The organism is Streptomyces gelaticus (assembly GCF_014649535.1).
GTDB lineage: Bacteria > Actinomycetota > Actinomycetes > Streptomycetales > Streptomycetaceae > Streptomyces > Streptomyces gelaticus.
The window spans coordinates 167,849-184,247 of record NZ_BMTF01000002.1; the positions used below are offsets into that span (position 1 = coordinate 167,849).

The following is a 16,399-nucleotide window of genomic DNA, read 5'->3' on the forward strand; positions in this document are numbered from 1 at the left end:
TGATCCGGACGAAGGCCCTACATCCCCAGCTCCGCCGTGTGCAGCCGGTCCACCGCGTCCTTGTCGCCCTCCAGGCCCACCACGGCCGCGTCCTGCCGCCCGAACGCGAAGAGCAGCAGCTCGCCCGGCTCGCCGGTCACCGTCACCACCGGGGTGCCCTTGTGCGCCACCGCCGTCTGGCCGTCCGGGCGGCGCAGCACCAGCCCCACCGGGGACCTGCGGCCCAGCAGCCGGGCCGTCTTCTCGGCGCGCGACCACAGCAGATCGGCGAAGACCGGGTCCAGCTCGCGCCGCGACCAGTCCGGCTGCGCCCGGCGGACGTCCTCCGCATGGATGTAGAACTCGACGGTGTTGGCGGCCTCGTCGATCTGCTTCAGACCGAACGGGGACATCCGCGGCGGTCCGGTACGGATCAGCTGGATCAGCTCTTCGTACGGCTTCGCCACGTACTCCGCCTGCACCCGTTCGAGGCGGTTCTTCAGCACGCCCAGCACCACCCCGCCCGCCGCGTCCGGCCGGCGCTCGCGGACCACCACATGGGCGGCCAGGTCCCGGGTGGTCCAGCCGTGGCACAGGGTCGGTGCCTCCGGCCCCGCCGCCTCCAACAGGTCGGCGAGCAGAAGTCGTTCGCGCTTCGCATGGGTCGACATGGTCGCCAGCGTACGGCTGCCGCACGCGGTCCGCCCAGTGGACGCCGCACGGAATCGACCCCGCGGCCACGGCACAATGGGCGCATGACCAGCGCGCCCACGCCCAGCACTCCGCCGCCGTCCGGCAATCTCGACCCGGCCATCGCGGCCCGCCTCAAGCGCGGTGCCGACGGACTCGTCCCGGCCATCGCCCAGCAGTACGACACCGGTGAGGTGCTGATGCTCGGCTGGATGGACGACGAGGCCCTGCACCGCACCCTCACCACCGGCCGCTGCACCTACTGGTCCCGCAGCCGGCAGGAGTACTGGGTCAAGGGCGACACCTCGGGCCACATCCAGCGGGTCAAGTCCGTCGCCCTCGACTGCGACGCCGACACCGTCCTCGTCCGGGTCGACCAGACGGGTGCCGCCTGCCACACCGGCGACCGCACCTGCTTCGACGCCGACGTCCTCCCGCTCGCGCAGTAAGGGCCGCCCGCCATGGATCTCGACACCTTCCGCAAACTCGCCGTCGACCGGCGCGTCATCCCCGTCAGCCGCAGGCTCCTCGCGGACGGCGACACCCCCGTCGGGCTCTACCGCAAGCTCGCGGGCGAGCGCAGCGGCACCTTCCTGCTGGAGTCCGCGGAGAACGGCCGCACCTGGTCGCGCTACTCCTTCATCGGGGTACGCAGCGCCGCCACCCTCACCGCACGCGACGGACAGGCGCACTGGCTGGGCGTCCCGCCCGTCGGCGTCCCCGTCGACGGCGACCCGCTTCAGGCCCTGCGCGCCACCATCGAGACCCTGCACACCCCGCGTGACCTGGTCGCCGACGACGGACTGCCCCCGTTCACCGGCGGCATGGTCGGCTACCTCGGCTACGACATCGTGCGCCGCCTGGAGAGGATCGGCGACAGCGGCGAGGACGACCTGCGCGTTCCCGAGCTGACGATGCTGCTCACCTCGGACCTGGCCGTGCTGGACCATTGGGACGGCAGCGTCCTGCTGATCGCCAACGCGATCAACCACAACGACCTGTCGACCGGCGTCGACGAGGCGTACGCGGACGCCGTCGCCCGCCTCGACGCCATGGAACGCGACCTCTCGCGCCCTGTCGAGAACGCCGCCGCCACCCTCCCGCCGTCCGAGCTTCCCCCGTACACCGCGCTGTGGGGCGGCACGGTGTACCAGGAAGCCGTCGAGGACGTGAAGGAGCGCATCAGGGCCGGCGAGGCCTTCCAGGTCGTCCCCTCCCAGCGCTTCGAAACCCCGTGCACGGCAAGCGCGTTGGACGTCTACCGGGTACTGCGCGCCACCAACCCTTCGCCGTACATGTACCTCTTCCGGTTCGACGGCTTCGACGTCGCCGGCTCCAGCCCGGAGGCCCTCGTCAAGGTCGAGGACGGACGCGCCATGGTCCACCCGATCGCCGGGACCCGGCACCGCGGCGCCACCCCGCAGGAGGACCAGGCGCTCGCCGACGAACTCCTCGCCGACCCGAAGGAACGCGCCGAGCACCTGATGCTGGTCGACCTCGGCCGCAACGACCTGGGGCGGGTCTGCGCACCCGGCACCGTCGAGGTCGTCGACTTCATGTCGATCGAGCGGTACTCGCACGTGATGCACATCGTCTCCACCGTCACCGGCCGCGTCGCCGAGGGCCGCTCCGCCTTCGACGTCCTCACCGCCTGCTTCCCCGCGGGCACCCTCTCCGGCGCTCCCAAGCCGCGCGCGATGCAGATCATCGAGGAGCTCGAACCGACCCGCCGCGGACTGTACGGAGGCTGCGTCGGCTATCTCGACTTCGCCGGGGACTCCGACACCGCCATCGCCATCCGTACCGCCCTGCTCCGCGACGGCACGGCCTACGTCCAGGCCGGAGCGGGCGTCGTAGCCGACTCCGACCCGGTCGCCGAGGACACCGAATGCCGCAACAAGGCCGCGGCGGTGCTCCGCGCGGTGCATACGGCCAACCGGCTCCACGGCGCCTGAGACGGTAGGGGATAGTGGAGTACGTGAGTGCTGTCCCCGTATCCCAGCCCCGCGGCCGAGCCGCCACCGCGCCCGCCGCCGCGGGAAGCCGTCGCAGTCTGGCCGCCGGCCTGCTCCTCGGGGCGGCCGGCGCCACCGTCGTGCTGCTCGCCTCCGCCCAGACCTGGGCCGAGGGCGAGGTGTCCGTCGGCGGCGGCTCGCTGCCCCTGACCGCCGACGGCCAGGACGTCACCGGCCTCCCGGCGGCCCTCGCCATAGTCGGCCTGGCCGCCCTGGTCGCCGTCTTCGCGGTCCGCGGTACCGGCCGGCTGGTCGTCGCCGGACTCCTCGCCCTCAGCGGCCTCGGTGCCGGGCTGAGCGCCTGCCTCGGCGCCGTTGACAGCGCGGCGCTCGACGAGAAGGCCGCCCGGTCCACCGGCGACGCCTCGGCGACCATCGGCGCACTCGCCCACACCGCGTGGCCCTACGTCACCGCGGCCGGCGGCCTGCTGATCCTGCTCGCCGGGCTGCTCGCCCTGCGCTACGGGAAGCTCTGGCCCACCATGTCGGGACGGTACGAACGGGACGGCACCCCCCGCCCCCGCAAGGCCGCCCGCACCGCTTTGGACCCGGACCGGCCCGAGGACCTCTGGAAGGCCCTGGACCGCGGCGAGGACCCGACGCGCTAGCTGTGACCCCCAGCTCACGTACTACCCGCACGTACGGGACAATGAAGCCGAGCTATCAGCACAGCGGCACCAGCTTTGCGTACAGCGATACCAACAGTGCAACACCAACAAGGAGCAACTCATGGCGGGCAGCAGCCACGGACACACCCCGGCCGCCTGGACCGGTGTCATCATCTCCTTCATCGGCTTCTGCGTCGCAGGCGTCTTCATGGTCGCGGCCAGCCCCGTCGGCTTCTGGGCCGGAATCGCCGTCGTTCTCCTCGGCGGGGTCGTCGGCCTCGCGATGAAGGCCGCGGGCCTCGGCATGCCGAAGGAGTCCGCGGAGATGGCCCAGGCACGGGCCCGCGCCGCACAGGCCCAGATCTCCTGAAGCCACGCGGCACCCGTACGCATGCGAGGCGCAGCCCGGTCCGGGCTGCGCCTTTCCGCGTCAGCGGGGACAATCACCGGGTGGACGCATCGCCTACCCCCGCCGCCGCGCCGGCGTTCCCCCCGGCCCCCGTACCCGCCTCGCGCATCCGGCGGCTGGCCACGCCGGTGGGCGTCATGGCCGTCGTCGTCGGCGCGTTCGGCTACGTCGGCGCGGTCGACCCCAACGAGCCCGGCCACTACCCGCTCTGCCCGCTGCTGAGGTTCACCGGGCTCTACTGCCCGGGCTGCGGAGGGCTGCGCAGCGCCCATGCCGTCGCGCACGGCGACATCGCCGCAGCCCTCGGCTCCAACGCGCTCGCCGTCGTCGGCTACGCGGCCTTCGCCGTCCTGTGGGCCGTCTGGATGGTCCGCGCCGCCCGTGGCAGGCCCATGAGCCTCGCCGCGAAGCCCGTCGTCTGGTGGGGGATCGGGGCCGTGCTGCTGATCTTCTCCGTCGTCCGGAATCTACCGATCGGTTCGGTTCTGGCGCCTTGAATGCCCAGGTAGTGGGACATTCGTCGGTCGGATTCGGGCCAGTCGCGCTCGTGCAGATAGCATTGATATGGCTGAATAGCTGATCGTGTTCCCTCATCATCACCGTCCCGGAAGGGGGGCCGCTCGCGTGAGTGTGCTCGACGAGATCATCGACGGCGTACGCGCCGACCTCGCAGAGCGGCAGGCGCGTGTCAGCCTCGACGACCTGAAGGAGCGCGCCGCGCGTGCTCCCGGAGCCAAGGACGGGGTCGCCGCCCTGCGCGGCGAGGGCGTGACCGTCATCTGCGAGGTCAAGCGTTCCAGCCCCTCCAAGGGTGCCCTGGCCGCGATCGCCGACCCGGCCGGCCTCGCCGCGGACTACGAGGCGGGCGGCGCGTCCGTCATCTCCGTCCTCACCGAGGAGCGCCGCTTCGGCGGCTCGCTCGCCGACCTGGAGGCCGTCCGCGCCAAGGTCGACATCCCGGTCCTGCGCAAGGACTTCATCGTCACCTCGTACCAGCTCTGGGAGGCCCGTGCCTACGGCGCCGACCTCGCCCTGCTGATCGTCGCCGCCCTCGACCAGGAGGCCCTGGTCTCGCTGATCGAGCGCGCCGAGTCCATCGGCCTGACGCCGCTGGTCGAGGTGCACGACGAGGAGGAGGCCGAGCGCGCCGTGGACGCCGGGGCGAAGGTCATCGGTGTCAACGCGCGCAACCTGAAGGACCTCAAGGTCGACCGCTCCACCTTCGAGCGCGTCGCCCCCGAGATCCCGGCCCACATCGTCAAGGTCGCCGAGTCCGGTGTCCGCGGCCCGCACGACCTGATCGCGTACGCCAACGCGGGCGCCGACGCGGTGCTCGTGGGCGAGTCGCTGGTCACCGGCCGCGACCCGCGGGCCGCTGTCGCCGACCTGGTCGCCGCCGGCGCCCACCCGGCACTCCGGCACGGACGGAGCTGACCCGACCCGTGTCCGCCGAACGCCCCGCGTCCCGTCGCCGGCGGGGCCTGCGCCCCACCGGAGCCACGGCCCGGGTGCCGCACGCCCCGCTGGCACGCGGCTGCCGCCCCCGCGGCTGCCGCGCCCCCGCGCGCCGTGTCCACGGCCGACGGGTGCGGTACGTGATCGGTGACGAGCCCGGCCAGGTCAACGGCATGCGATGGCGCACGGGGACCGCGCTGTAGCGAGCCCCGGCCGACGTACCCGCACCACTCCGTCGTACGTACGACCGCACCGCCCGACCGATCGCCGGTCGCGGTGGCGCTCCGCTCACGGCGCATACGGTGAACCCACCCATTGCGATGTCGAGGAGCACGTCGGATGTCATCTGACTTCTTCATCCCGGACCCGGAGGGTCTGATCCCCAGCGCCGAGGGATACTTCGGTGCGTTCGGCGGCAAGTTCATCCCGGAGGCTCTCGTCGCCGCCGTGGACGAGGTCGCCGTCGAGTACGACAAGGCCAAACACGACCCGGCCTTCGCCGCCGAGCTCAACGAGCTCATGGTCAACTACACCGGCCGGCCCAGCGCACTGACCGAGGTCCCGCGCTTCGCGGAGCACGCGGGCGGCGCCCGGATCTTCCTCAAGCGCGAGGACCTCAACCACACCGGCTCGCACAAGATCAACAACGTGCTGGGCCAGGCGCTGCTCACCAGGCGCATGGGCAAGAACCGGGTCATCGCCGAGACCGGCGCCGGCCAGCACGGCGTCGCCACCGCGACCGCCTGCGCGCTCTTCGGCCTCGAATGCACCATCTACATGGGCGAGATCGACACCGAGCGGCAGGCGCTGAACGTGGCGCGGATGCGGATGCTCGGCGCCGAGGTCATCGCCGTGAAGTCCGGCTCCAGGACCCTGAAGGACGCCATCAACGAGGCGTTCCGCGACTGGGTCGCCAATGTGGACCGCACGCACTACCTCTTCGGCACCGTCGCGGGACCGCACCCCTTCCCGGCCATGGTCCGCGACTTCCACCGGGTCATCGGCGTGGAGGCCCGCCGCCAGATCCTGGAGCGGACCGGCCGGCTGCCGGACGCCGCCGTCGCCTGCGTCGGCGGCGGCTCCAACGCCATCGGACTCTTCCACGCCTTCATCCCGGACGCGCATGTCCGGCTCATCGGCTGCGAGCCCGCCGGACACGGCGTGGAGACGGGCGAGCACGCGGCGACCCTGACCGCGGGCGAGCCCGGCATCCTGCACGGCTCGCGCAGCTACGTCCTCCAGGACGACGAGGGCCAGATCACCGAGCCGTACTCCATCTCGGCCGGTCTCGACTACCCGGGCATCGGCCCGGAGCACTCGTACCTCAAGGACATCGGCCGCGGCGAGTACCGCGCGGTCACCGACGACGCCGCCATGCAGTCGCTGCGTCTCCTCTCCCGCACCGAAGGAATCATCCCGGCCATCGAGAGCGCCCACGCGCTGGCCGGAGCCCTGGAGGTCGGCAAGGAACTCGGCAAGGACGGGCTGCTCGTGGTCAACCTGTCCGGCCGAGGCGACAAGGACATGGACACCGCAGCCCGCTACTTCGGGCTGTACGACGGAACCGACGGTGTCGTCGAGGCCGATGTGGCCGACGGGGAAGAGGAGGTCACCAAGTGAGCGGCAACGTGGAGCTGCTGAGTTCCGCCCTCGCACAGGCGAAGTCGGAGAACCGGGCCGCCCTCATTGCGTACCTCCCGGCCGGGTTCCCGACCGTCGACGGCGGGATCGAGGCCGTGAAGGCGGTCGTGGCGGGCGGCGCCGACATCGTCGAGGTGGGGCTGCCGCACAGCGACCCGGTGCTCGACGGACCGGTCATCCAGACCGCCGACGACATCGCCCTGCGCGGCGGGGTGAAGATCGCTGACGTGATGCGCACCGTCCGCGAGGCGCACGAGGCGACCGGTGTCCCGATCCTCGTCATGACGTACTGGAACCCGATCGACCGGTACGGCGTCGAGCGCTTCACCGCAGAGCTCGCCGAGGCGGGCGGCGCCGGGTGCATCCTGCCCGACCTGCCGGTCCAGGAGTCCGAGCTGTGGCGCGAGCACGCCGACAAGCACGGTCTGGCGACCGTCTTCGTCGTCGCGCCGAGCAGCAAGGACGAGCGCCTCGCCACCATCACCGCGGCCGGCTCCGGCTTCGTCTACGCGGCCTCGCTGATGGGCGTCACCGGCACCCGCGCCTCGGTCGGCGAGAAGGCCCAGGAGCTGGTCCAGCGCACCCGCGCCACCACTCGGCTGCCGGTCTGTGTCGGCCTGGGCGTCTCCAACGCCGAGCAGGCCGCCGAGGTCGCGGGCTTCGCCGACGGGGTGATCGTCGGCTCCGCCTTCGTCAAGGCGATGCTGGACGCCCCCGACGAGGCGGCCGGCCTGGCCGCCGTCCGCTCCCTGGCGGGCGAACTCGCCGAAGGCGTTCGAAAGCGCTGAATCGGGTGTAACTCAAACGAGTGGACCTGGACCGGGGAGGCACGCGCGTGCCTCCCCGGTTCGTTGCTGCGGGTGTGAGCGAGAAGAACGAACAGGGAAAAAGGGCCGCGCGAGACCGGCTCGCACAGCAGCGTGAGCGCCAGAAGGCCGGCGAGCGCCGCAGACGCACGCTGATCGTCGCCAGTGCGGTGGTGGGTGTGCTGGCGCTGGCCGCCGTCGTCGGGGTGATCGCCGCGAATTCGGGCGGCAAGAGCGGCAAGAGCGAGGCGGGTCACGTCGTCGCACCGTCCGGCGCGACCGGGAAGGACAGCCTGGCCATTCAGGTCGGCGCGGACAACGCGCCGTCCACGCTCACCATCTGGGAGGATTTCCGCTGCCCGGTCTGCGCCCAGTTCGAGAACGTGTTCCGCGAGACGATCCACCAGCTGCAGAGCACCGGTCAGATCAAGGTCGAGTACCACCTCGCCACGATCATCGACGGCAATCTCGGCGGCAGCGGTTCGCTGCGCGCGGCCAACGCCGCCGCCTGCGCCCAGGACGTCGGCAAGTTCTCCGCATACCACGACGTGCTCTACAGCAACCAGCCGAAGGAGACCGACGACGCCTTCGGTGACAACGCCAAGCTGATCGAGCTCTCGGGGAAGGTCCGGGGGCTCGACACCTCCGGATTCCGCGGCTGCGTGGAGGACGGCACGCACGACAGCTGGGTCAAGAAGTCCAACACGGCGTTCGTCAACGGCGGATTCCAGGGCACGCCGACCGCGCTGCTCAACGGTGAGCTGATCTTCCCGAAGAAGGGGAACGAGCCGCTCAATGTGAACAATCTGAAGAAGTGGGTCGCCGAGGCCAACAAGGGCAAGAAGCCGGGCACCGTCACCCCGGCACCGTCGGGTTCCTGACCGGCCCACGCACCGGGTCCGGCAGGGGAAACGATGACCTGCCCGTTACCCATACGTTGTCGGGTGGGTTGCGGTACGGCCCACCCGGCAGGGTAGCGTCGACCTTGCCATGGACCTTGCCTACATTCCCAGCCCGTCGACCGGCGTGATCGAGCTCGGACCGATCCCGCTCCGCGGCTACGCGTTCTGCATCATCATCGGTGTCTTCGTCGCCGTCTGGTTCGGCAACAAACGCTGGGTCGCCCGGGGCGGCAGATCCGGCACCGTTGCCGACATCGCCGTCTGGGCCGTGCCCTTCGGCCTCGTGGGCGGCCGGCTCTACCACGTCATCACCGACTACCAGCTGTACTTCGGCGAGGGCGAGAACTGGGTCGACGCCTTCAAGATCTGGCAGGGCGGTCTCGGTATCTGGGGCGCGATCGCGCTCGGTGCCGTCGGTGCCTGGATCGGCTGCCGCCGCCGCGGGATCCCGCTGCCCGCCTGGGCCGACGCGCTCGCCCCCGGTATCGCCCTGGCCCAGGCCTGCGGCCGCTGGGGCAACTGGTTCAACCAGGAGCTGTACGGCAAGCCGACCGATCTGCCGTGGGCGCTGGAGATCAGCGACGGCCCCAACCGGGTCGCCGGCACCTACCACCCGACGTTCCTCTACGAGTCGCTGTGGTGCATCGGTGTCGCCCTGCTGGTGATCTGGGCGGACCGCCGCTTCAAGCTCGGACACGGCCGGGCGTTCGCCCTGTACGTCGCCGCGTACTGCGCGGGGCGTGCCTGGATCGAGTACATGCGGGTCGACGAGGCCCACCACATCCTGGGCCTGCGTCTGAACGTGTGGACCGCGCTGATCGTGTTCGTGCTGGCGGTCGCGTACATCGTGATCTCGGCGAAGGTACGGCCGGGGCGCGAGGAGGTCGTGGAACCGGGAGCCGCGGAGGAAGCGGCAGAGGCGGCGAAGGACGCGGCGGAGGCCGGTGACGCCGAGGGTTCCAAGGCGTCCGAGGACTCGAAGACCGCCGGGGACGACGCGGCCACGGCTCCGGAGCCCGCGGGGGCCGATGAAGCCGCTGTCACGAGCCTGGAGAAGAACGACACCGCGGAGGCGGCCAAGAACGGCTGAGCCGTGTGAACCCGTGCGTGGGGCCCCGGACCGCCCGGTCCGGGGCCCCACGCATGCGGCCTCACTCGCCGGCCAGCGCCAGCGTCCTCCTGGCCGAGGCGACCACCGCCGCGTCGACGAACCGGCCGTCCGGCAGGGCCAGCGCACCCTCGTCGGCAGCGGCCGCCGCCACGATCTCCGCCGCCGCCTCGATCTCCTGCGGCGTCGGGCGGAACGCCCGCTCGATCACCGGGAGCTGGCGGGGATGGATCGCCGCCCGGCCCAGGAAGCCCAGCGCACGGCCGTGCGCGCAGGACGCCCACAGGCCGTCCAGGTCCCGGACGTCCGGGAACACCGACTGGGCGGGCGGGGCGAGTCCGGCCGCGCGGGCGGCGACCACCACCCGGCTGCGCGACCAGTCGAGCCCGGCGTCCTCCCGTACCCCCAGATCGGCCCGGAGGTCCGCCTCGCCCAGGGCGATGGAGCGCACCTGGGGATGGGAGGCGGCGACCGAGTACGCGTGCTCGATGCCGAGCGCCGACTCCAGCAGCGGACAGAGCGCGACCCCCGGCGCCACGGCCGCGATGTGATGGACGGACGCCGCGTGCGTGATCTTCGGCAGCCGCAGCTCGGCGAGGCCCGGCAGTCCGGCCAGAGCGAGGATGTCCGCCTCGGTGTGGACCCGGACGTGGACCGGCACGGCCGCAGCCGCTTCGGACAGCAGCTCGGCGGTGGCCGCGCGCGCGTACTCCTTGCGGTCCGGCGCCACCGCGTCCTCCAGATCCACGATCACCACGTCCGCGCCCGAATCCCGCGCCTTGCGCACCACCTCCGGCCGGTCCCCGGGGACGTACAGCCAGGTGAGCGGGACCGTCGCCGTCACAGGACCCGCTCCGCCCGCAGCGCGGCGATCTCCGGCGCCGACAGACCCAGTCCGGTCAGGATCTCCTCGGTGTCCGCGCCGTGCGGCCGGCCCGCCCAGCGGATCGCGCCCGGCGTCGCCGAGAGCCGGAACAGCACGTTCTGCATCCTCAGCGGACCCAGCTCCGGGTCGTCGACCTCGGTGACGGAGTCCAGGGCCCGGTACTGCGGGTCCTCCATCACGTCCTGGACGTCGTGGATCGGTGCGATGGCCGCCTCCGCCTCCTCGAAGGCCGAGACCGCCTCTTTCCGGGTGTGCCGGGCGATCCAGTGGCCGACCGCCTCGTCGAGCTCGTCGGCGTGCTCGGCGCGGGTGGTGCCGGAGGCGAACCAGGGCTCGTCGATCAGCTCGGCCCGGCCGACCAGGCGCATCACCCGTTCGGCGATCGACTGCGCGGAGGTGGAGACCGCGACCCAGTGCCCGTCCGAGGTGCGGTACGTGTTGCGCGGGGCGTTGTTCCGGGAGCGGTTGCCGGTGCGCGGCTGTACGTAGCCGAGCTGGTCGTACCAGATGGGCTGCGGGCCGAGCACGGTCAGGATCGGCTCGATGATCGCCATGTCGACGATCTGTCCCTGCCCGGTGCGCTCGCGCCCGGCGAGCGCGGCCATCACGGCGTACGCGGTGGCCAGCGCCGCGATCGAGTCGGCGAGCCCGAACGGCGGCAGCGTGGGCGGTCCGTCCGGCTCCCCGGTGATCGCGGCGAACCCGCTCATCGCCTCGGCCAGGGTGCCGAAGCCGGGGCGGTGCGCGTACGGGCCGAACTGTCCGAAGCCGGTGACCCTGACCAGGACGAGCCGGGGGTTGGCCGCGTGCAGCTCCGCCCAGCCCAGTCCCCAGCGCTCCAGCGTCCCCGGCCGGAAGTTCTCGATGATCACATCGGTCCCGGCGGCGAGCCGGAGCAGGACGTCACGGCCACCGGGGCTGGACAGGTCGAGGGTCAGATTGCGCTTGTTGCGGCCGAGCAGCTTCCACCACAGCCCGACGCCGTCCTTCGCGGGGCCGTGCCCGCGCGAGGGATCGGGCCTGCGCGGATGCTCGACCTTGATCACCTCGGCGCCGAAGTCGCCGAGCATGGTCGCGGAGAGCGGACCGGCGAAGAGCGTGGCGAGGTCGACGACCCGCAGCCCGGTCAGGGGGGCCTGTGCGGGCGCGTTCATGCGGCGTCGATCTCGGTGCGGTACGGCATGGACGCCGAGGCGCCCGGCCGCTGCACGCAGAGCGCGGCGGCCGACGACGCCCAGGCCAGCGCCTCCGGTACGGGCCGTCGCTCGCCGAGCGCCACGGCGAGCGTGCCGACGAAGGTGTCGCCCGCCCCCGTGGTGTCGACGGCGGTGACCTCGGGGGCCGGGAAGAGGACGGGCTCGCCGCCCCGGGCCGCGTACAGGCAGCCCTTCGCGCCGAGCGTGACGATCACCGCGGGGACCTGGCTGAGCAGATGACGCGCTGCCGCAAGGGGGTCGGCGAAGCCGGTCAGCGCTGCCGCCTCGTGCTGATTGGGGATCAACAGGTCGACACAGTCGAGGAGTTCGGAGGGCAGGGGCAGCACGGGGGAGGGGGTGAGGATGGTCCGTACGCCCTGGGCGTGGGCCACCCGTGCACCCTCGACCACCGCGGAAAGCGGCAGCTCCAGCTGGAGGAGCAGCAGATCGGCGCCCGCGATGGCGGCCATCTCGCCGGGGCCGATGGCGGTGACGGTGCCGTTGGCGCCGGGGATCACCACGATGGAGTTGGCGCCCGTGTCGTCGACGACGATGTGCGCGGTGCCGCTGGGGCCCTCGGCGGTGTGCAGCAGATCGGTGTCGATGCCCGCGTGCTCCAGACCGGCCCGGAGCTGCGCGCCGTACACGTCGTCGCCCACCGCACCGATCATCGTCACATTGCCGCCCGCGCGGGCGGCGGCGACGGCCTGGTTGGCGCCCTTGCCGCCGGGGACGGTGCGGAATTCCCGCCCGGTGACGGTCTCTCCGGGCTCCGGAGCCCGTGCGACGTAGGCGACGAGGTCCATATTGGTGCTGCCGAGCACCGCGATACCGGTCATGGGCACAGGGCCTCCTTCTGGGTGAGCCGGTGGGTCTGTTCGGCCAGTTCGTCGAAGCCGATGGAGCCGAAACCGGGGACGGACGAGGCGAGACGGTTCTTCAGTGGAGTGGTCCAGCGCTCCGGCAGCCGCTCCGGGGCCCCGGCCAGCAGCCCGGTGAGCGAACCGGCGGTCGCGCCGTTGGAGTCGGTGTCCCAGCCGCCCGACACCGCACGGCAGATGGAGAGCGAGAAGTCGCCGTCGGCATGGGTGAGGGCGGCGGCGAGCAACGCGGCGTTGGGCAGCACATGGACCCAGTGGTAGCCGCCGTACTCGGCGTGCAGCCGGTCGGCCACCGCGTCGAAACCGGCGCATTCCCGGGCCGCCGCGACACCGAAGCGCACCGCGTGCGCGAACCGCGAGCGCGGTGGCACGACCCGCAGCCCGGCGGCCAGGCATCCGTGCACATCGCTCTCGCCCCCGGCCGCCTCGGCGAGCACCGCGGCGGTGAACATCGCCCCGTACACACCGTTGGCGGTGTGGCTGAGCACGGCGTCCCGGTGTGCCTGCTCGGCGGCGGCCGACGGGTCGCCGGGATGGGTCCAGCCGTGCACATCGGCCCGGATCTGCGCGCCGATCCACTCCCGGAACGGGTTGCGGTGGCGGGCGGTGTGCGGGGGCTCGATGCCGTCCAGCAGATTGCGGTACGCGACCCGCTCGGCGGTGAAGGTCCGGCCGGCCGGCAACTCGTCGAGCCAGAGCCTCGCGAGGTCTGCGGTGGTGAAGGACGGACCGTGCCGCTGGAGCAACAGCACGGTGAGCAAGGGGTAGTTGAGGTCGTCGTCCTCGGGCATGCCGTCGATGTTCTCGGCCAGCGAGTTGGGTGCGGAACGGCGGTTCCAGGGATAGGTGGCGGCCAGTGCGGCGGGCAGGTTCCGGGCGGTGAACCAGGTGGTGAGCGGCCAGTTGCCGGTGGCGCGGGCCAGGGCGCGGATGCCGTCCAGCGGCAGCTTCTCGACGGGCTTGCCGAGCAGGCAGCCGGCCGCCCGGCCCAGCCAGGCGGCGTGCAGCCGGTCCCGGCTCACCGGCTGGGCCTCGGGGCGGGGCGCCGGCCAGTTGGGGCACGCGGCCCGGATCGCGGCCAGCTCCGTCGGCTCGTCCCTCGCCAACGGCGAGTCCAGCAGGGCAAGTTCGTCGAGCAGCCGCTCGGCCAGGGCGCGCAGCTCCGGTGCCGGAGAGGTGGAGGCTCCCGCGCGCTCCGGGGCGGGGGCGCCGCCCGCTTCGTACCACCGCCGTGCGACGGCCTGCGCGTCCCGCCCGTCCTCGACCGCCTGGCGCAGCTCGTGCCCGACGAGGTCCTCGGGCTGCACCCATGTCACCCGTACGGTCATGGCGTACCCGCCAGCGCGGCGAACGCCGACTCGTGCGCGCGGCGGCGGGCCGTGTCGCGGACGAACACCTCGCGGGCGACGTCCGCCAGGGTCCGTGCGGGTGCGTGCAGATCGAGGCGGCTGGCCCCGGCGACCGTTTCCACCCAGGTGGCGGGGATCGCCCGCTCGCCGTGGAGCGCGCCCGCGATCGCTCCGCTCATCGTGGCGATCGAGTCGCAGTCCCGGCCGTAGTTGACCGAGCCGAGCACCGTGTGCCGGTAGTCGCCGTCCGCGACCAGCAGCATCCCGAGCGCGATCGGCAGCTCCTCGATGGCATGCAGCCGGGAGGGCCGGCGGGCACCGAGGGACGGTGCGCGGTAGTCGGGGCCGACCGTGTCGAAGGGGGCGACGGCGGCGCGCAGCGGGGCCAGTGCCGACTCGAAGTCGCTGTGGTTCGAGGCCACTTCGCACACCGCCTCGATCGCCGAGCGGGTGCCGTCCTTGGCCAGCGACAGACAGGTGTCGACGACGCCGGCGGGCGTCGCGCCCGGGGCACAGGCAGCGGCGACGGCCGCCGCGAAGACCCCGGCGGCCTCTCTTCCGTAGCTCGACTGGTGGGCACCGGCGACATCCAGCGCCTCGGCGTACGCGGCCCCGGGGTGGGCGGCGTTGACCAGGCCGACCGGGGCCATGTACATCGCCGCACCGCAGTTGACGATGTTCCCGTTGCCCGCCTCGCGCGGATCGACATGGCCGTAGTGCAGCCGGGCGACGATCCACTTCTCGGCGAGGAAGACCCGCTGGAGCGGCAGCGCCTCGGCCTCCAGCTCCGGGATCCAGCGGGGGGCCGAAATCAGCTCGGGCACGAGATGCGCGGCGACCGCGTAGGCGTCGAGATGGTCGCGCACGGCGCCGTACACCCGCACCAGCGCATGGGTCATCAGGGTGTCGTCGGTGACGTGCCCGTCGCCCTTGTGGTACGGGGCGATGGGGCGCGCGGTACGCCAGTTGTCGCCGTCCCACGGGCCCACGACGCCGTCGATCCGCCCGCCGTGACGGGCCACGATCTGCTCGGGGGACCGGCCCTCCACCGGACCGCCGAGCGCGTCGCCGACGGCGGCGCCGACGAGTGCGCCCGTGATCCGTTCATCGAGTGCGAGTGTGGTGGGTCCGGCCTCGGGCCGCAGGGGCATCGTGGATGTCATGTCCGAATTGTCCACCCGGGGGCTTCGGTTCCGTGTCTGCCAGCAGCCCGGCGAGTTCGATGAGATCGGTCCCCGCGAGCCGGGGCAGCGCACAGCCCGCGAGAGTGCGGCAGGCCTCGCGCCAGCCGTCCGGGACGGCGCCGATGCCGCCGAGCGCACCGGTCAGCGCGCCTGCCAGGGCGGGCGCCGAGTCGGCCACCCGCGAGAGGCAGGCCGCGGCGGGAACGGCCTGGGCGATCCGGCCGCGGGCGGCGGTGGCCAGCGCGAGGGCGACCGGGACGGTCTCCGCGGCGGCGATCCCGTAGCTGTAGACATGGTCGACGATCTGATGCTCCAGCACCGGCACCAGGGCGAAGGCGCCCGCCGCCTCCCCGACGAAGTCACGGGCGATCCGCACGGCGTGGGCGGCGTTGCGGGCGATCTCGGTGCCCTCGGGGAGCTGTGCGAGCGCGGCGTTCACCGCGGTGTCCACGTCCGCCCCGCCCAGCGCCTCGGCGACCGCCGCCGCCATCGCGCGGGCCCCGTGCACCCCGTCGCCGTCCTGGGTGTAGCGTGCGTCGAACTCGGCGAGGCGGGCGGCGCCGACGGGGTCCGCGGGGTGGGCGACGGCGAGCACGGCGGCCCGTACACAGGCCGCGTCGTCGAAGTAGTGCGGGTTGTCGTGGCCGGTGGCGGGCGGGCGCAGTCCGGCGGCCAGATTGCCGAGCCCGGCCCGTACCGAGATCCGGGCGCGCAGCGGAAGCACCGCGGATTCGACCTCGGGGGCACGGGCGGCAGCCGCGGCGACCTCGGCCGCCAGGGCGTTCCAGGCGACGTCGACGGCGGCCCGCGTCCGGCGTTCGGGGGACAGCCCGTGCAGCGGACCGGCCGCCGAGGCGAGCAGCGTCCCGGCGGCGAAGGCCGCCCATTCGGCGTCGTCGGAGGGGCCCAGCCGCAGCGGCTCGGGCGGCTGGTTGAGCGCGATGGGGACGGGCAGCGTGGTCGTGGCGTTCTGCTCGGCGAAGGTGTCGAGCTCCCGGGTGAGCCGCCGGGTCCACTCGGGCATCCGGGCCGCCCGGTGACGTGCGGCGGGCCACCCGGCGGCGTCCCCGGCGGCGAGCCCGAGCAACAGCCCCTCGATCCGGGCCCGATGCCCGGCGGCCGAGCGGGTACCGGGACGGGCGGCCGGGGACGCGGGGGCGCGGGGGGTGCCGGCGTCCGAGGGCCGCGCGCCCGCGTCCGTACGTGAACGGTGCGGGACCGGTCCCTCGTCGTCGGTACGGCCGCCGCGCGGCGTGGCGTTCTCGTACGTGCCGCCCGCCCCGTACACCC

General features: G+C 72.9%; 18 protein-coding genes. 11 read left to right on the forward strand and 7 right to left on the reverse strand.

Annotated elements, in window-relative coordinates; translation table 11 throughout:
- Positions 1–17: 17 nt before the first annotated feature.
- A complete protein-coding gene (locus IE107_RS03485; RefSeq protein ID WP_189540910.1) occupies positions 18–650 on the reverse strand; it encodes a TIGR03085 family metal-binding protein in 633 nt (210 codons plus the stop codon).
- Between the two features lie 84 nt (positions 651–734).
- On the opposite strand from IE107_RS03485, the gene hisI reads away from it, so the two are divergent.
- From hisI to lgt, 11 genes are all read left to right on the forward strand, one after another.
- Positions 735–1,118: a phosphoribosyl-AMP cyclohydrolase gene (hisI, locus tag IE107_RS03490; protein ID WP_072483174.1), complete on the forward strand. Its 384-nt coding sequence runs from the start codon at positions 735–737 to the stop codon at positions 1,116–1,118.
- 12 nt (positions 1,119–1,130) lie between these two features.
- Positions 1,131–2,624 (forward strand): anthranilate synthase component I, encoded by a 1,494-nt coding sequence (locus IE107_RS03495; RefSeq protein WP_189540913.1) that lies wholly within the window; start codon positions 1,131–1,133, stop codon positions 2,622–2,624.
- Positions 2,625–2,638: 14 nt separating this feature from the next.
- The gene (locus IE107_RS03500) at positions 2,639–3,292 is read left to right on the forward strand and encodes a TIGR02234 family membrane protein (protein WP_189540915.1); all 654 of its coding nucleotides are present in this window, start codon (positions 2,639–2,641) and stop codon (positions 3,290–3,292) included.
- A gap of 121 nt (positions 3,293–3,413) precedes the next feature.
- The gene (locus IE107_RS03505) at positions 3,414–3,662 is read left to right on the forward strand and encodes an HGxxPAAW family protein (RefSeq protein ID WP_189540917.1); all 249 of its coding nucleotides are present in this window, start codon (positions 3,414–3,416) and stop codon (positions 3,660–3,662) included.
- An 80-nt stretch (positions 3,663–3,742) separates the two neighbouring features.
- Positions 3,743–4,198 carry a DUF2752 domain-containing protein gene (locus IE107_RS03510; RefSeq protein ID WP_229866670.1) on the forward strand — a complete coding sequence of 152 codons (456 nt, stop codon included), beginning with the start codon at positions 3,743–3,745 and terminating at the stop codon, positions 4,196–4,198.
- Between the two features lie 127 nt (positions 4,199–4,325).
- Positions 4,326–5,135 (forward strand): indole-3-glycerol phosphate synthase TrpC, encoded by an 810-nt coding sequence (trpC, locus tag IE107_RS03515; protein WP_189540919.1) that lies wholly within the window; start codon positions 4,326–4,328, stop codon positions 5,133–5,135.
- Positions 5,136–5,143: 8 nt separating this feature from the next.
- On the forward strand, positions 5,144–5,359 hold the full coding sequence (trpM, locus tag IE107_RS03520; protein WP_373302390.1) for a tryptophan biosynthesis modulator TrpM: 216 nt from the start codon (positions 5,144–5,146) through the stop codon (positions 5,357–5,359).
- 136 nt (positions 5,360–5,495) lie between these two features.
- Positions 5,496–6,776, forward strand: coding sequence for a tryptophan synthase subunit beta (trpB, locus tag IE107_RS03525; protein ID WP_189540921.1), 1,281 nt, complete (start codon positions 5,496–5,498; stop codon positions 6,774–6,776).
- Positions 6,773–7,585, forward strand: coding sequence for a tryptophan synthase subunit alpha (gene trpA, locus IE107_RS03530; RefSeq protein ID WP_189540923.1), 813 nt, complete (start codon positions 6,773–6,775; stop codon positions 7,583–7,585). The genes trpB and trpA overlap by 4 nt, the downstream gene beginning before the upstream one ends.
- 74 nt (positions 7,586–7,659) lie before the next feature.
- The gene (locus IE107_RS03535; protein WP_189540925.1) at positions 7,660–8,484 is read left to right on the forward strand and encodes a DsbA family protein; all 825 of its coding nucleotides are present in this window, start codon (positions 7,660–7,662) and stop codon (positions 8,482–8,484) included.
- 109 nt (positions 8,485–8,593) lie between these two features.
- On the forward strand, positions 8,594–9,595 hold the full coding sequence (gene lgt / locus IE107_RS03540; protein ID WP_189540927.1) for a prolipoprotein diacylglyceryl transferase: 1,002 nt from the start codon (positions 8,594–8,596) through the stop codon (positions 9,593–9,595).
- Between the two features lie 61 nt (positions 9,596–9,656).
- On the opposite strand, the gene IE107_RS03545 is transcribed toward lgt, so the two are convergent.
- The 6 genes from IE107_RS03545 to IE107_RS03570 are packed head-to-tail and all read right to left on the reverse strand — an operon-like array spanning position 9,657 to position 16,397.
- A complete protein-coding gene (locus IE107_RS03545; RefSeq protein ID WP_189540930.1) occupies positions 9,657–10,457 on the reverse strand; it encodes an HpcH/HpaI aldolase/citrate lyase family protein in 801 nt (266 codons plus the stop codon).
- Positions 10,454–11,653 (reverse strand): CaiB/BaiF CoA transferase family protein, encoded by a 1,200-nt coding sequence (locus tag IE107_RS03550; protein ID WP_189540932.1) that lies wholly within the window; start codon positions 11,651–11,653, stop codon positions 10,454–10,456. Before IE107_RS03550 ends, IE107_RS03545 begins: the two co-directional genes overlap by 4 nt.
- Positions 11,650–12,534 carry a ribokinase gene (gene rbsK / locus IE107_RS03555; RefSeq protein ID WP_189540934.1) on the reverse strand — a complete coding sequence of 295 codons (885 nt, stop codon included), beginning with the start codon at positions 12,532–12,534 and terminating at the stop codon, positions 11,650–11,652. Before rbsK ends, IE107_RS03550 begins: the two co-directional genes overlap by 4 nt.
- Positions 12,531–13,904 carry an ADP-ribosylglycohydrolase family protein gene (locus IE107_RS03560; RefSeq protein ID WP_189540936.1) on the reverse strand — a complete coding sequence of 458 codons (1,374 nt, stop codon included), beginning with the start codon at positions 13,902–13,904 and terminating at the stop codon, positions 12,531–12,533. Before IE107_RS03560 ends, rbsK begins: the two co-directional genes overlap by 4 nt.
- Positions 13,901–15,088, reverse strand: coding sequence for an ADP-ribosylglycohydrolase family protein (locus IE107_RS03565; protein WP_229866672.1), 1,188 nt, complete (start codon positions 15,086–15,088; stop codon positions 13,901–13,903). Before IE107_RS03565 ends, IE107_RS03560 begins: the two co-directional genes overlap by 4 nt.
- Positions 15,030–16,397 (reverse strand): ADP-ribosylglycohydrolase family protein, encoded by a 1,368-nt coding sequence (locus IE107_RS03570; RefSeq protein ID WP_373302392.1) that lies wholly within the window; start codon positions 16,395–16,397, stop codon positions 15,030–15,032. Before IE107_RS03570 ends, IE107_RS03565 begins: the two co-directional genes overlap by 59 nt.
- Positions 16,398–16,399 lie beyond the last annotated feature (2 nt).

Bases quoted from the DNA above. Each gene is read 5' to 3' on its own strand.
- IE107_RS03485 (WP_189540910.1), bottom strand. From the start codon at position 650: ATGTCGACCCATGCGAAGCGCGAACGACTTCTGCTCGCCGACCTGTTG.
- hisI (WP_072483174.1), top strand. From the start codon at position 735: ATGACCAGCGCGCCCACGCCCAGCACTCCGCCGCCGTCCGGCAATCTC.
- IE107_RS03495 (WP_189540913.1), top strand. From the start codon at position 1,131: ATGGATCTCGACACCTTCCGCAAACTCGCCGTCGACCGGCGCGTCATC.
- IE107_RS03505 (WP_189540917.1), top strand. From the start codon at position 3,414: ATGGCGGGCAGCAGCCACGGACACACCCCGGCCGCCTGGACCGGTGTC.
- trpB (WP_189540921.1), top strand. From the start codon at position 5,496: ATGTCATCTGACTTCTTCATCCCGGACCCGGAGGGTCTGATCCCCAGC.
- lgt (WP_189540927.1), top strand. From the start codon at position 8,594: ATGGACCTTGCCTACATTCCCAGCCCGTCGACCGGCGTGATCGAGCTC.
- IE107_RS03550 (WP_189540932.1), bottom strand. From the start codon at position 11,653: ATGAACGCGCCCGCACAGGCCCCCCTGACCGGGCTGCGGGTCGTCGAC.
- rbsK (WP_189540934.1), bottom strand. From the start codon at position 12,534: ATGACCGGTATCGCGGTGCTCGGCAGCACCAATATGGACCTCGTCGCC.
- IE107_RS03560 (WP_189540936.1), bottom strand. From the start codon at position 13,904: ATGACCGTACGGGTGACATGGGTGCAGCCCGAGGACCTCGTCGGGCAC.
- IE107_RS03565 (WP_229866672.1), bottom strand. From the start codon at position 15,088: ATGACATCCACGATGCCCCTGCGGCCCGAGGCCGGACCCACCACACTC.